This window comes from Streptomyces sp. NPDC107550 (assembly GCF_055639095.1).
Genome location: NZ_JBVKBC010000006.1, coordinates 255,068 through 267,959 on the forward strand (window position 1 = coordinate 255,068; position 12,892 = coordinate 267,959).

Genomic DNA, 12,892 nt, shown 5'->3' on the forward strand with positions numbered 1-12,892 from the left:
GGCACAGTGAACAGCAGCATCCGTAACCCGATCGGCGGGCACGTCCCCGTCGCCGGCGGTCTCGCCACCGTCGGCCTCTCCTACGCCGAGGAACTGCGGGCCGAGACGGTCCAGGTCTTCGTCGCCAACCCCCGCGGCTGGGCCACCCCAGAGGGCAACCCGCGCCAGGACGAAGAGTTCCGCACCCGGTGCGCCGACGCGGCCCTCCCCGCGTACGTACACGCCCCGTACCTCATCAACTTCGGTTCGCACACCGAGGCCACCGTCGAGAAGTCCGTCCTCTCCCTGCGGCACTCGCTGCGCCGCGCCCGCGCGATCGGCGCGCTCGGCGTCGTCGTACACACCGGTTCCGCGACCGGCGGCCGCCCCCGCGACGTGGCGCTCGCGCAGGTACGGGAGCGGATGCTGCCGCTGCTGGACGAGCTGACGCACGAGGACGACCCGTTCCTGCTGCTGGAGTCGACCGCCGGCCAAGGCGCCTCGCTGTGCTCGCGGACCTGGGACTTCGGCCCGTACTTCGACGCACTGGACCGGCACCCCAAGCTGGGCGTCTGCCTCGACACCTGTCACATCTTCGCCGCCGGCCACGATCTGACGGGTCCTGCGGGGATGAAGCAGACCCTCGATCTGCTCGTGGAGACGGTCGGCGAGGGCCGGCTGAAGCTGATCCACGCCAACGACTCCAAGGACGTCGTCGGCGCCCACAAGGACCGGCACGAGAACATCGGCACCGGGCACATCGGAGCGGAACCGTTCGCCGAGCTGATGGCGCATCCGGCGACGGAGGGCGTGCCGCTGGTCATCGAGACCCCGGGCGGCAAGGAGGGGCACGCGGCGGACGTGGCCCGCCTCAAGGAACTGCGCGGACGGGCTCACGAACCCCGTTGAGGAATACCCCCCGGGGGCATACTGTTGGCACCCGGTGAGCCCGGCACGGGAACCACGCCTGACCCTGGGGGACACATGCGACACGAGAACCACGCCGACCACGTAGATCACGTAGATCACGCGGTTCACAACACCGGCCAGCCAGATCACGCGAATCACGCAGGCCACTCCAGCCACGGAGATCACACCGGACACGCCGGCCACACCAGCCACTCCGGGCACGGCGACCACGCCGGCCACTCCCCCGGCAAGGTCTCCTGGGCGATGGCCGCGCAGGCCACCCTGCACTGCCTGACCGGCTGCGCCATCGGCGAGATCCTCGGCATGGTGATCGGCACCGCCCTCGGCTGGGGCAACGTACCGACGATGATCCTGGCGATCGTGCTCGCCTTCGTGTTCGGCTACTCGCTGACCCTGCGCGGAGTGCTCCGCGCCGGCGTCGACTTCAAGACGGGTTTCCGGGTCGCCCTGGCCGCCGACACCCTGTCCATCGCCGTGATGGAGCTGATCGACAACGGCGTGATCGCCGTCTGGCCCGCCGCGATGGACGCGCAGCTCGCGGACGCCCTGTTCTGGGGCTCGCTGGCGATCTCGCTGGCCCTGGCCTTCGTCGTGACGACGCCCGTCAACCGCTGGATGATCGGCCGCGGCAAGGGCCACGCGGTGGTCCACCAGTACCACCACTGACGGCCCGGCACCGCCCCCGGCACAGCGCCACCAGCGGCACCGTCACCGCCACACCCGCACCACGACACCCCGCACCCGGCGAGGCCCCCGCTACAGCTCGGGGCCCTCGCCGGGCTCCTCCTGGTACGAGTACCGCTGCTCGCGCCAGGGGTCGCCGACGTTGTGATACCCGCGCTCCTCCCAGAACCCGCGCCGGTCCGCCGTCATGTACTCGACGCCGCGCACCCACTTCGGGCCCTTCCAGGCGTACAGGTGCGGGACGACGAGCCGCAACGGGAACCCGTGTTCGGCGGTGAGGAGTTCGCCGTCCTTGTGCGTGGCGAAGATCGTGCGCTCGGAGGCGAAGTCGGCGAGGCGCAGATTGGAGCTGAAGCCGTACTCGGCCCAGACCATGACATGGGTGACGGCCGGGTCCGGCGGCGCCAGTTCCAGGATCGTGGCGGCGCGCACCCCGCCCCACTCGGCGCCGAGCATGCTGAACTTCGTGACGCAGTGCAGGTCGCCGACCACGGTGGCGTACGGCAGGGCCGAGAACTCCTCATGGTTCCAGCAGTGCTTCTCGCCGTCGGCGGTGGAGCCGAAGACCCTGAACTCCCAGCGCTCGGGCCGGAACCTGGGTACGGGTCCGTAGTGCGTGACCGGCCAGCCGCGCTGAAGGCGCTGGCCCGGCGGAAGCTCCGGCTGCGCTGCTCCCTCAGACTCTCGACCCACCGGATGACCCATGCCTCCATCCTGACAGACCCCGGGCGGTGGACGTGACCACGCGTCCGCCGACCGGCCGCAGTCGATCATGAATTCGGGCAACTCCTACTAAGCGTGCACTTACTGGACGCGTTCCCGTGCCGATGCGAGGATGCGCGGAACCTGCCCCCTCACCGCTTGGAAGGAGCCTCTGCGATGCAGGGCGACCCCGAGGTCATCGAGTTCCTCAACGAGCAGCTCACCGCCGAACTCACGGCGATCAACCAGTACTTCCTGCACGCCAAGATGCAGGAGAACTTCGGCTGGACGAAGCTCGCCAAGTACACCCGGTCCGAGTCGATCGACGAGATGAAGCACGCGGAGGTGCTCACCGACCGGATCCTCTTCCTGGACGGGCTGCCGAACTACCAGCGCCTCTTCCACGTACGGGTCGGGCAGACCGTCACCGAGATGTTCCAGGCGGACCGGCAGATCGAGGTCGAGGCCATCGACCGGTTGAAGCGGGGCGTCGAGGTGATGCGCGCGAAGGGCGACATCACGTCCGCGAACATCTTCGAGTCGATCCTGGAGGACGAGGAGCACCACATCGACTACCTCGACACCCAGCTCGAACTCGTGGACAAGCTCGGTGAGGCGCTCTACATCGCCCAGCTGGTCGAGCAGCCGGAGAGCTGACGGGCGGGCCGCGCGCTCAGGCGGCTTCGGGAAGCTCCGCGGGGGCGGCGGCCGGTGTGACGGCGGGCCGGTCCGTCTGGTCGGACAGTTCGCGGCGCGGGCACGCGCCACGGCCGAGCAGGGCCTGGATACGGCGGACGCACGACCCGCAGTCGGTGCCCGCCTTGCAGGCGGAGGCTATCTGGCGGGGGGTGCAGGCACCGTCCTCCGCGTGCTTCTTGACCTGCGCCTCGGTGACTCCGAAGCAGTTGCAGACGAACACGCGGTTCCACCTCCCGGCCGGGTCTGGTCGTGTGACACCCCCCGGTGACCGGTGAGGCCAACCTAACCTTACCCGGCGCGCCGGGAGCGCAAAAGAGCCGTGGGGCGCGGATCGCTGTGATCCGCGCCCCACGGCTCTTTCGTTCAGCAAACGCGGTCCGGCCGCCCGGCCAGCACCGGCCACCGGTCACTGGTCGCGGTACATCTCCGCGACCAGGAAGGCCAGGTCGAGCGACTGGCTGCGGTTCAGGCGCGGGTCGCAGGCCGTCTCGTAGCGCTGGTGCAGATCGTCGACGAAGATCTCGTCGCCGCCGCCCACGCACTCCGTGACGTCGTCGCCGGTCAGCTCCACGTGGATGCCGCCCGGGTGGGTGCCGAGCGCCTTGTGGACCTCGAAGAAGCCCTTGACCTCGTCGAGCACGTCGTCGAAGCGGCGCGTCTTGTGGCCGGAGGCCGCCTCGAACGTGTTGCCGTGCATCGGGTCGGTGACCCAGGCGACGGTCGCGCCGGACGCGGTGACCTTCTCCACCAGCTCGGGCAGCTTGTCGCGGACCTTGTCGGCACCCATGCGCACGATGAAGGTCAGCCGGCCCGGCTCGCGGTCCGGGTCGAGACGCTCGATGTACTGGAGCGCCTCCTCGGACGTCGTCGTCGGGCCGAGCTTGATGCCGATCGGGTTGCGGATCCGCGACGCGAACTCGATGTGCGCGCCGTCGAGCTGGCGGGTGCGCTCACCGATCCACACCATGTGGCCCGAGACGTCGTACAGGTCGCCCGTGCGCGAGTCGACGCGGGTCAGCGCCGACTCGTAGTCGAGCAGCAGCGCCTCGTGCGAGGCGTAGAACTCGACCGTCTGGAACTCGGCCGGGTCGGTGCCGCAGGCGCGCATGAAGTTGAGCGCGTTGTCGATCTCGCGGGCGAGCTGCTCGTAGCGCTGGCCCGAGGGCGAGGACTTCACGAAGTCCTGGTTCCAGGCGTGCACCTGGCGCAGGTCCGCGTAACCGCCGGTGGTGAAGGCGCGTACGAGGTTCAGCGTGGAGGCGGACGCGTGGTACATCCGCTTCAGGCGCTCGGGGTCCGGGACGCGGGCCGCCTCGGTGAACTCGAACCCGTTGACCGAGTCGCCGCGGTAGGTCGGCAGCGTCACGCCGTCGCGGGTCTCGACAGGCTTCGAGCGGGGCTTGGAGTACTGGCCGGCGATCCGGCCCACCTTCACGACCGGCACGGACGCCGCGTACGTGAGGATGGCGCCCATCTGGAGCAGCGTCTTCAGCTTGGCCCTGATGTGATCGGCGGACACCGCGTCGAATGCCTCGGCGCAGTCGCCGCCCTGGAGGAGGAACGCCTCGCCCTTGGCGACGGCCGCCATCCGGTCACGCAGCAGATCGCACTCGCCCGCGAAGACGAGCGGCGGATAGGTCTCGAGGTCCGCGATCACATCGCGCAGAGCCTCGGCATCGGGGTACTCGGGCTGCTGCGCCGCGGGCAGGTCTCGCCAGGTGTTGCCAGCGCTCGCGCTGGTCTTAGCGTTCACGGTCACCTCCCCCACATTACGGGGTCGGCCGGTACGTCCATTCCACCGCTCATCTTTTGAGACGGGCGGCGCGCGGAGGGGCTCGGGGGGCGGCGGCCGTGTACGGTGACGCTCATGTTCGCGCACCTTTCGCACCTCACCTGGTGGTGGACCGCACATCCGGCGGCCCACTGACTGCGTGTCTGCGACTGCGCGAAGGCCGCCCGAGGGGCGGCCTTCGGTGTTTGCGCACCCGGCTGTTCCTCCCTGAAGTCCCGGAAGTCCCGGAAGGAACAGCCCCATGATCATCGAGCGTCTGCTCACCGACGACCGCCCCTTCGCCCTGCTGCGCCGCCGTACGCCCGGCCGTGACCACGACACGGTCGAGGTGCTGGTGGGCCGGGTCGAGGACCACGGACGGCTCGCCGACCTGCCGGACGAGGGCCTGGCCCTGGTGCCGTTCCGGCAGATCGCCGAGCGCGGCTTCGACGTACGCGACGACGGCACCCCGCTCACCGTCCTCGTCCCCGAGGAGTCGTACGAGATCCCGCTCGGCGAGGCCCTGCGCGCGCTGCCCGCCCATGAGGTCGCGGTGCGCGGCGGCGGGTTCGACGTGGACGACGACACGTACGCGGAGATCGTCGGGCGGGTGCTGCGCGAGGAGATCGGGCGCGGCGAGGGCGCCAACTTCGTGATCCGCAGGACGTACGAGGGCACGGTCGACGGCTTCTCGCGGCGCGACGCGCTGGCGCTGTTCCGGCGGCTGCTGGCCGGGGAGCGGGGCGCGTACTGGACGTTCGTCGTGCACACCGGGGACGGCGAGGGGGGCGGGCGGGCGCTGATCGGCGCGAGCCCCGAGGTGCATGTGCGGATGTCCGGCGGGACCGTCGTGATGAACCCGATCAGCGGCACCTACCGCTATCCGGCGGAGGGCCCCACCCCCGAGCATCTGCTCGGCTTCCTCGCCGACGGCAAGGAGATCGAGGAGCTGTCGATGGTGGTGGACGAGGAGCTGAAGATGATGTGCACGGTCGGCGACCAGGGCGGGGTCGTCGTCGGGCCGCGCCTGAAGGAGATGGCGCACCTCGCGCACACCGAGTACGAGCTGCGCGGCCGTTCCACGCTGGACGCACGGGAGGTGCTGCGCGAGACGATGTTCGCGGCGACCGTCACCGGCTCGCCCGTGCAGAACGCGTGCCGGGTCATCGGCCGGCACGAGGTCGGCGGGCGCGGCTACTACGCGGGCGCGCTGGCCCTGCTCGGCCGGGACGCGGGCGGCGCGCAGACCCTCGACTCCCCCATCCTGATCCGCACGGCCGACGTGAACACGGCGAGCGGCCGGCTGCGGGTGCCGGTCGGCGCGACGCTCGTACGGGGTTCGGACCCGGCCGGTGAGGTCGCCGAGACGCACGCGAAGGCGGCCGGGGTGCTGACCGCGCTCGGGGTGCGCCCGGGGCGGCCGCGTACGGAGGCCACGCGGCCGGCGCTCGCCGACGATCCGCGGGTGCGGGCGGCGCTCGACGGGCGGCGGGCGGCGCTCGCGCCGTTCTGGCTGCGGATGCGGGAGCGGGCCGGTGAGCCGGCCGGGCACGCGCTGGTGGTGGACGGCGAGGACACGTTCACGGCGATGCTGGCGCATGTGCTGCGCTCGTCGGGGCTCGACGTGAGCGTGCGGCGGTACGACGAGGAGGGGCTGCGGGAGGCGGCGCTCGCGCACGAGGGCCCGCTCGTCCTCGGGCCGGGCCCCGGCGATCCCACGGACGCCGCCGATCCGAAGATGCGGTTCCTGCGGGCGCTGACCGCCGACGCGCTGCGTACGCACCGGCACGGGGTGCTCGGGGTGTGCCTCGGCCATGAGCTGATCGCGGCCGAACTGGGCCTGGACCTCGTGCGCAAGCAGGTCCCGTACCAGGGGGCGCAGACCGACATCGAGCTGTTCGGGCGCGTCGAGACGGTCGGGTTCTACAACAGCTTCGTGGCGCGCTGCGACGACGAGGCCGCCCTCGAACTGGCCGCGCACGGCGTCGAGGTCGCCCGGGACGCGGCGAGCGGCGAGGTGCACGCGCTGCGCGGGCCCGGGTTCGCGTCCGTGCAGTTCCACCCGGAGTCGGTGCTGACGCTGCGCGGCGCGGACCTCGTACGGGAGCTGACGGGTCAGCTCGTCGCGGGCGGCGCGGCGGGGACCTCGGCGGGGACGAGGACGTTCTCGGAGCGGCGGCCGGCTCGGTAGTCGAGGACGTTGCGCACGGTGGTGTCGATGATCTGTCCGACGGCGTCCACCGTGTAGTACGCCTGGTGCGAGGTGACCAGCACGTTCGGGAAGGTGACGAGGCGGGCCAGGGTGTCGTCCTCGACGACGTCGAGCGACTTGTCGAGGAAGAACAGGCCCGCCTCGGCCTCGTACACGTCGAGGCCGACCCCGGCGAAGCGGCCCTCGCGCAACTCGGTGACCAGCGCCTTGGTGTCGACGAGGCCGCCGCGGCTGGAGTTGATGAGGATCGCGTCGTCCTTCATCGTGCGCAGCGCGGCCGCGTCCACGATGTGCTCGGTGGACGGCAGCAGCGGTACGTGGAGGCTGATGAGGTCGGCCTCGGCGAACAGTTCTTCCTTGTCGACGTACTTCATGCCCAGCTCCACGCAGTTCGGGTTCTGGGCGACGTCCCAGCCGAGCAGCTTCATGCCGAAGCCGTGCGCGATACGGGTGAACGCCTCGCCGATCTTGCCGGTGCCGAGGACACCGACCGTGCGGCCGCGCATGTCCCGGCCCATGAGTCCGTCGAGGCGGAAGTCGAAGTCGCGGGTGCGGTTGGAGGCGCGGACGATGCGGCGGTTGACGGCCATCGCCAGGGACCAGGCGAACTCGGCGACCGAGTAGGGCGAGTAGTACGAGACGCGGGCGACGGTCAGCCCGAGGCGCTCCGCTACTTGCAGGTCGATGTTGTTGAAGCCCGTGGAGCGCTGGGCGATCATCTGCGTGCCGCCGGCCGCGAGGGTCTGCAGGACGCGGTTGTTGAGGGTGGCGTTGACGCTGGTGGAGATGATCTCGTAGCCGGCGGCGATGGGGGCGGTGTCCTCATTGAGGAAGACGTCCAGGCAGCGGACGTCGTGGTGGCCTTGGAAGGCCTTCTCGATGAGGGGCTTTTCGTCCGATTGCACGCCGAATGCGAGGATTTCCATGGCAGGAGTCTATGTACCCCCCGCTGCCACGGCACGCCGGGGTTCTTGGACGGGCCCTCTCGCGTCCCTGGGGGGGGGGCTGGTCGTTGTGCGTTCAGTTCAGCCCGGTGGGACGTCTCGCGCAGTTCCCCGCGCCCCTTACGGGGCTGCCAACCCCGGTGCCTCTTCGGCGCCCCCGCCTTGGGCAATCTGCCTCCCCCAGACTTCGTCCGGGGGGACCCCCAGGGCGGCAGGGTGGGCAAGGCGGCACCCAGCGCCGGGTGCGTGATCGTTGTGCCTCGGGTTCAGCCCCGGTGGGGCTTCTCGCGCAGTTCCCCGCGCCCCTTACGGGGCTTATCTCAGCGCCGGTCGATCAAGCCCCTCCGGCGATTGAGGAGCGGGAGCTGGGGCAGGGCCCCAGAGTGCCGGGTGCGTCGTGGCTGGGCGCGCAGTTCCCCGCGCCCCTTGCGGGGCTGGCCTCGGCGCAGGCTTCCTTGCTCGGGGCGGGGCTGGGCTCAGCGCCTGCTCTCAGGGTTACGGGGTGTCGTCCAGGCCCTGTTCTATGGCGTAGCGGACCAGTTCTACCCGGTTGTGGAGCTGGAGCTTGCCGAGCGTGTTCTGGACGTGGTTCTGGACGGTACGGTGCGAGATCACCAGCCGCTCGGCGATCTGCTTGTAGCTCAGCCCCTTGGCGACGAGCCGCAAGACTTCCGTCTCCCGCTCGGTGAGCCGCGGAGCGTCCGATTCGTGCGCCCCGGCGACGGCAACCGGCTCGGAGGCCAGCCGCCGGTACTCCCCGAGGACGAGCCCGGCCAGCCCCGGCGTGAACACCGGATCCCCCGCCGCCGTACGGCGCACCGCGTCGAGCAGCTCCCCGGTGGACGCCGACTTCAACAGATAGCCCGTGGCGCCGGACTTCACGGCCTCCAGCACATCGGCGTGCTCCCCGCTCGCGGACAGCACGAGCACCCGCAGCGCGGGATCGGCGCCGACGAGTTCCTTGCAGACCTGCACCCCGGGCTTGGCGGGCAGGTTCAGGTCGAGGACGAGGACCTGCGGGCGCGCGGCACGGGCCCGGCGTACGGCCTGGTCACCGTCGCCGGCCGTGGCGACGACGTCGAATCCGGCGGCGGCCAGATCGCGGGCGACCGCGTCCCGCCACATCGGATGGTCGTCGACGACCATCACCCTGATCGCGGCGGACGCCGCCGCCTCCTCCGCGTCCCGCTGTCCCTGCGCGCTGTCGCTCATGGCCTCGCTCCTGCCTTCCCCCGTGCCGCTGTCGGCGGTCACTTCTTCGGTACGTTCATCTCGACCTCGGTGCCCTGACCCGGGACCGAGAGCAGTTCGGCGGTGCCGCCTATGTCGCGCAGCCGCCCCCTGATGGACTGGGCCACGCCGAGCCGGCCCTCGCCCTCCGCCTGCGCGAGCCGGCCCTCGGGGATGCCGGGGCCGTCGTCGCGGACGGTGACGATCACCGCGTCCGGCTCGTCCTCGACCAGCACCCAGGCGTGCGCGTCCTCGCCCGCGTGCCGCCGTACGTTGTCCAGCGTGGCGGCGACGGCGGCGGCCACCTCGCGGACGGCGGCGGGCGGCAGCAGCACCGGCGCGCCCGGTTCGGCGAAGGTGACGCGGGACCCGGCGTGCCGGGCGAGCAGGGGGCGCAGATCGCGCGGGGCGCCGTCCTCGTCGGCGTACGGCTCGTCGACCGCGCGGACGACCGCGCCGAGCGCCGCGTCCTCGGAGGCGCGGGAGGCGGGGCTGAGGCCGCCGGCGACGAGGGTGCGCAGGGCGACCTCCTGCTCCCCCGCCAGCCGCCCGATCTCGGCCGCCTCGCCGCCGAGGGCGGTACCGCGCCGCTGGACCATGGCGAGGACCTGGAGGACGCTGTCGTGGATGTCGCGGGCCAGCCGCTCGCGCTCACGGGTCGCCGCCTCGATCTCCAGGGCGCGGGCGAGGGTGCGCTCGGAGGCGCGGGCGACCTCGACGACGTACCCGATCGCTATGGAGGCGATGCAGACCAGCAGGACGTTGTGCAGGGTGCTGCGGCTGAGGCTGCCGCGCTGGACGACGTTGGCGACGCCGATCAGCAGTGACGCGGACGCGGCCCAGCGCCAGCCGCCCTTGAGCGCCCAGGCGAGGACCGCGCCGGCTGTCCAGATCGAGGGCAGCGTCGTCCCGCCGGTGACGGCGCGCTCGTGCCCGGCGACCGGGGAGAGCAGGATACCGGCGACCGCGACGGTGAGGTCGGCGACGAGGAACCGCTTGGTGCAGCGCCGGGCGCCGGAGACCTGCGGCAGCGTGGCGAACGTCCAGCCGGCGAGTACGGCGTAGTAGGCGATGCCGACCCAGGGCCGCTCGTAGTGCTCGTACGCGGAGACGAACAGGCCGATCGCGTAGAGCAGGGTCAGGACGCGGTACCCGGTGAGGGCGCGCCACAGCGGCTGCTCCACCGACATCCGCACGACCCGCTCCCGGCGCACGGTACGTCCCTTCGCGGCAGCCGGCGCGTCACCGCCCGCGTCCGCCGGGGCCCCTGCCGCTGTCGCCGTGCCCGTCGCCTCGGCGTCCGGCGCAGCCGTGTCCGCTGTCCCGCGCGTGTGGCCCATCTGGTTCCCCCGCCCCCTCGGCGCCCGGCCCGCGAAGGCCGCCTACTGCTCGCGTTCCTTCTCGCGCTCCTTCTCCAGCGCCTTCTTCGCTTCCTTCTCGGCCTTCTCCGCGTCCGCGATCTGCCGCTTGGCGGCCGTCGCGTACATGTCCACGTACTCCTGGCCGGAGAGCTTCATGATCTCGTACATGACCTCGTCGGTCACCGCCCGCAGCACGAACCGGTCGCCCTCCATGCCCTGGTAGCGGGTGAAGTCGAGCGGCTTGCCGATGCGGATGCCCGGGCGCATCAGCTTGGGCAGGACCTTGCCGGGCGGCTGGATCTTCTCCGTGTCGATCATCGCCACGGGGATCACGGGCGCGCCGGTGGCGAGGGCGACCCGCGCGAGGCCGCCGGGCTTGCCCCGGTAGAGGCGGCCGTCGGGCGAGCGCGTGCCCTCGGGGTAGATGCCGAACAGCTCGCCGCGCTCCAGGACCTCGATGCCGCTCTTGATGGCGGCCTCGCCCGCGCCGCGCGAACCGGAGCGGTCCACGGGGAGCTGCCCCACGCCCTTGAAGAAGGCGGCCGTCAGCTTGCCCTTGACCCCGGGGGTGGTGAAGTACTCGGCCTTGGCGATGAACGTGACCTTGCGGTCGAGGACGGCCGGCAGGAAGAACGAGTCGGAGAAGGAGAGGTGGTTGCTCGCCAGAATGGCGGGTCCGTCGGCCGGAATGTTCTCCAGGCCCTCCACCCACGGTCGGAAGCCGAGCTTGAGCGGCCCCCCGATCGCCACCTTCATTGCGCCGTAGATCAACCCACTGCCTTCCCTCGTACCCGGACCCTCGTGCTCGGATCAGTCCGAGGGTCAGACCTTAACCCGCGGCGCCCTCCGGGGGCCCGACGACCCTGGTCGGTGTCAGTCCGGTCGCGTACGGTGAAGTTCTCGTCCCGATGCCACTTTGATGAACAGGAGACCGAAGGTGCCGGTCCTTCCTGGAGCCGAGCCGTACCGCCACGAAGGCGGCGAGGTCGGCGTCCTCCTCTGTCACGGTTTCACCGGAACTCCGCAGTCGATGCGGCCCTGGGCCACCTACCTGGCGGAGCGGGGGCTGACCGTCTCGCTGCCGCTGCTGCCCGGGCACGGCACGCGCTGGGAGGACCTGGCCGTCACCTCCTGGCAGGACTGGTACGCGGAGGTGGACCGGGCGCTGCGGGAGCTGACCGACCGCTGTTCCCAGGTCTTCGTGTGCGGCCTGTCGATGGGGGGCGCCCTCGCGCTGCGGCTCGCGGCCCGGCACGGCGACGACATCGCGGGCCTCGTCCTGGTCAACCCGGGGAACAAGGTGCATGGCCTCGCCGCCCACGCCCTGCCGGTGGCCCGGCACTTCGTCCGGACGATCCCCGGCATCGCCAGCGACATAGCGAAGGAGGGCTCCGTCGAGGTGGCCTACGCGCGCGTGCCGCTGCACTCCGCGCACCGGCTGCGCACCTTCTTCAAGCTGGTGGACCGCGAGCTGCCGCAGGTCACGCAGCCGCTGATGGTGCTGCACAGCCCGGAGGACCATGTCGTGCCGCCCGCCGACTCGGCCCGCGTCCTCAGCCGCGTCTCCTCCACGGACGTCACCGAGATCCTGCTGGAACAGAGCTACCACGTGGCGACGTTGGACCATGACGCGGACCGGATCTTCGAGGAGAGCCTCGCGTTCATCGGCCGGATCGCCCCGAGTGTCGGCAAGACCCCCAGCGAGGGCGTGGAAGGGACGGCCAGCGGTGGCTGAGCAGGAGCGGCGGGACCCCGAGCCGCACGAGCGGGACGAACCGCACGGGCGGGACGAGCAGGGCGGGCGGGGAGACGGCGAGCCGGACCGTGACCCGCTGCTGCCCGTCGACGAGGACGCGCTGTGGGCGCAGATCGTCGCGGGGTACGGGGAGGAGCCGCCGGACCCGCCGGGCGCGAAGCCGTTCAAGTCGGTGGAGGACCTGGCCCTGCTGGAACCCGAGACGAACGGCAAGGACGGCGACGCCCCCGACGACGCGTCCCCCGCCGGGCGCCCCGCGAGCCCGCTCGGCTCGTCGGTGTCGTTCGCGCCCGGCGTCGCCCAGGCCCCGGGCCCGCGCGACTACCGGGCCCCCGATCCTTCCGACGACGACTTCGACGGGGACGACGAGGGCCACTTCGTACCGCCGGAGCCGCCGCCGCTGCCGGACGCGGACGTGACGGCGAAGTTCGCGTGGCTGGCCGTCATAGGCGGTCCGGTGCTGCTGCTCGTGTCGGTGCTGCTGGGCTGGCCGATGACGTGGTGGCTGGCGACGCTGTGCATCGGCGGCTTCCTCGGCGGGTTCGCCACGCTGGTCGCCCGGATGCGCCCGGACGACGAGGACGGCGACGACCCGGGGCGCGGCGCGGTCGTCTGACCCCGCGC

At 71.6% G+C, this 12,892-nt stretch carries 13 protein-coding genes; 6 read left to right on the plus strand and 7 right to left on the minus strand.

What is annotated here, in order from left to right; genetic code table 11:
- The first annotated feature begins 18 nt into the window (after nt 1–18).
- Both ACZ7LY_RS11785 and ACZ7LY_RS11790 read left to right on the plus strand, forming a co-directional pair.
- The gene (locus ACZ7LY_RS11785) at nt 19–888 is read left to right on the plus strand and encodes a deoxyribonuclease IV (protein ID WP_471624457.1); all 870 of its coding nucleotides are present in this window, start codon (nt 19–21) and stop codon (nt 886–888) included.
- Between the two features lie 75 nt (nt 889–963).
- Nucleotides 964–1,575 carry a DUF4396 domain-containing protein gene (locus ACZ7LY_RS11790; RefSeq protein ID WP_471624370.1) on the plus strand — a complete coding sequence of 204 codons (612 nt, stop codon included), beginning with the start codon at nt 964–966 and terminating at the stop codon, nt 1,573–1,575.
- 90 nt (nt 1,576–1,665) lie between these two features.
- On the opposite strand, the gene ACZ7LY_RS11795 is transcribed toward ACZ7LY_RS11790, so the two are convergent.
- Nucleotides 1,666–2,298 (minus strand): sulfite oxidase-like oxidoreductase, encoded by a 633-nt coding sequence (locus ACZ7LY_RS11795; RefSeq protein ID WP_471624371.1) that lies wholly within the window; start codon nt 2,296–2,298, stop codon nt 1,666–1,668.
- A gap of 174 nt (nt 2,299–2,472) precedes the next feature.
- Between ACZ7LY_RS11795 and bfr the strand changes: the two genes are divergently transcribed.
- A complete protein-coding gene (gene bfr / locus ACZ7LY_RS11800) occupies nt 2,473–2,952 on the plus strand; it encodes a bacterioferritin (RefSeq protein ID WP_471624372.1) in 480 nt (159 codons plus the stop codon).
- Nucleotides 2,953–2,968: 16 nt separating this feature from the next.
- Here bfr and ACZ7LY_RS11805 read toward each other — a convergent pair whose 3' ends face one another.
- Nucleotides 2,969–3,214, minus strand: coding sequence for a (2Fe-2S)-binding protein (locus ACZ7LY_RS11805; protein WP_471624373.1), 246 nt, complete (start codon nt 3,212–3,214; stop codon nt 2,969–2,971).
- 186 nt (nt 3,215–3,400) lie between these two features.
- The gene (locus ACZ7LY_RS11810; RefSeq protein ID WP_471624374.1) at nt 3,401–4,753 is read right to left on the minus strand and encodes a class II 3-deoxy-7-phosphoheptulonate synthase; all 1,353 of its coding nucleotides are present in this window, start codon (nt 4,751–4,753) and stop codon (nt 3,401–3,403) included.
- Between the two features lie 274 nt (nt 4,754–5,027).
- Here ACZ7LY_RS11810 and ACZ7LY_RS11815 point away from each other — a divergent pair, with 274 nt between their 5' ends.
- Nucleotides 5,028–6,956 carry an anthranilate synthase family protein gene (locus ACZ7LY_RS11815; RefSeq protein ID WP_471624375.1) on the plus strand — a complete coding sequence of 643 codons (1,929 nt, stop codon included), beginning with the start codon at nt 5,028–5,030 and terminating at the stop codon, nt 6,954–6,956.
- On the opposite strand, the gene ACZ7LY_RS11820 is transcribed toward ACZ7LY_RS11815, so the two are convergent.
- The 4 genes from ACZ7LY_RS11820 to ACZ7LY_RS11835 form a co-directional block, all read right to left on the minus strand.
- On the minus strand, nt 6,881–7,903 hold the full coding sequence (locus tag ACZ7LY_RS11820) for a 2-hydroxyacid dehydrogenase (RefSeq protein WP_471624376.1): 1,023 nt from the start codon (nt 7,901–7,903) through the stop codon (nt 6,881–6,883). The genes ACZ7LY_RS11815 and ACZ7LY_RS11820 overlap by 76 nt on opposite strands.
- A 513-nt stretch (nt 7,904–8,416) precedes the next feature.
- Nucleotides 8,417–9,133: a response regulator gene (locus ACZ7LY_RS11825; protein ID WP_471624377.1), complete on the minus strand. Its 717-nt coding sequence runs from the start codon at nt 9,131–9,133 to the stop codon at nt 8,417–8,419.
- 38 nt (nt 9,134–9,171) lie between these two features.
- Nucleotides 9,172–10,491: a MacS family sensor histidine kinase gene (gene macS, locus ACZ7LY_RS11830; RefSeq protein WP_471624378.1), complete on the minus strand. Its 1,320-nt coding sequence runs from the start codon at nt 10,489–10,491 to the stop codon at nt 9,172–9,174.
- Between the two features lie 42 nt (nt 10,492–10,533).
- Entirely contained in the window at nt 10,534–11,280 is a 747-nt protein-coding gene (locus ACZ7LY_RS11835; protein ID WP_471624458.1) for a lysophospholipid acyltransferase family protein, read from the minus strand.
- A gap of 169 nt (nt 11,281–11,449) precedes the next feature.
- On the opposite strand from ACZ7LY_RS11835, the gene ACZ7LY_RS11840 reads away from it, so the two are divergent.
- The gene (locus ACZ7LY_RS11840) at nt 11,450–12,247 is read left to right on the plus strand and encodes an alpha/beta hydrolase (RefSeq protein WP_471624379.1); all 798 of its coding nucleotides are present in this window, start codon (nt 11,450–11,452) and stop codon (nt 12,245–12,247) included.
- Nucleotides 12,240–12,884 (plus strand): hypothetical protein, encoded by a 645-nt coding sequence (locus ACZ7LY_RS11845; protein WP_471624380.1) that lies wholly within the window; start codon nt 12,240–12,242, stop codon nt 12,882–12,884. The genes ACZ7LY_RS11840 and ACZ7LY_RS11845 overlap by 8 nt, the downstream gene beginning before the upstream one ends.
- Nucleotides 12,885–12,892: the final 8 nt, after the last annotated feature.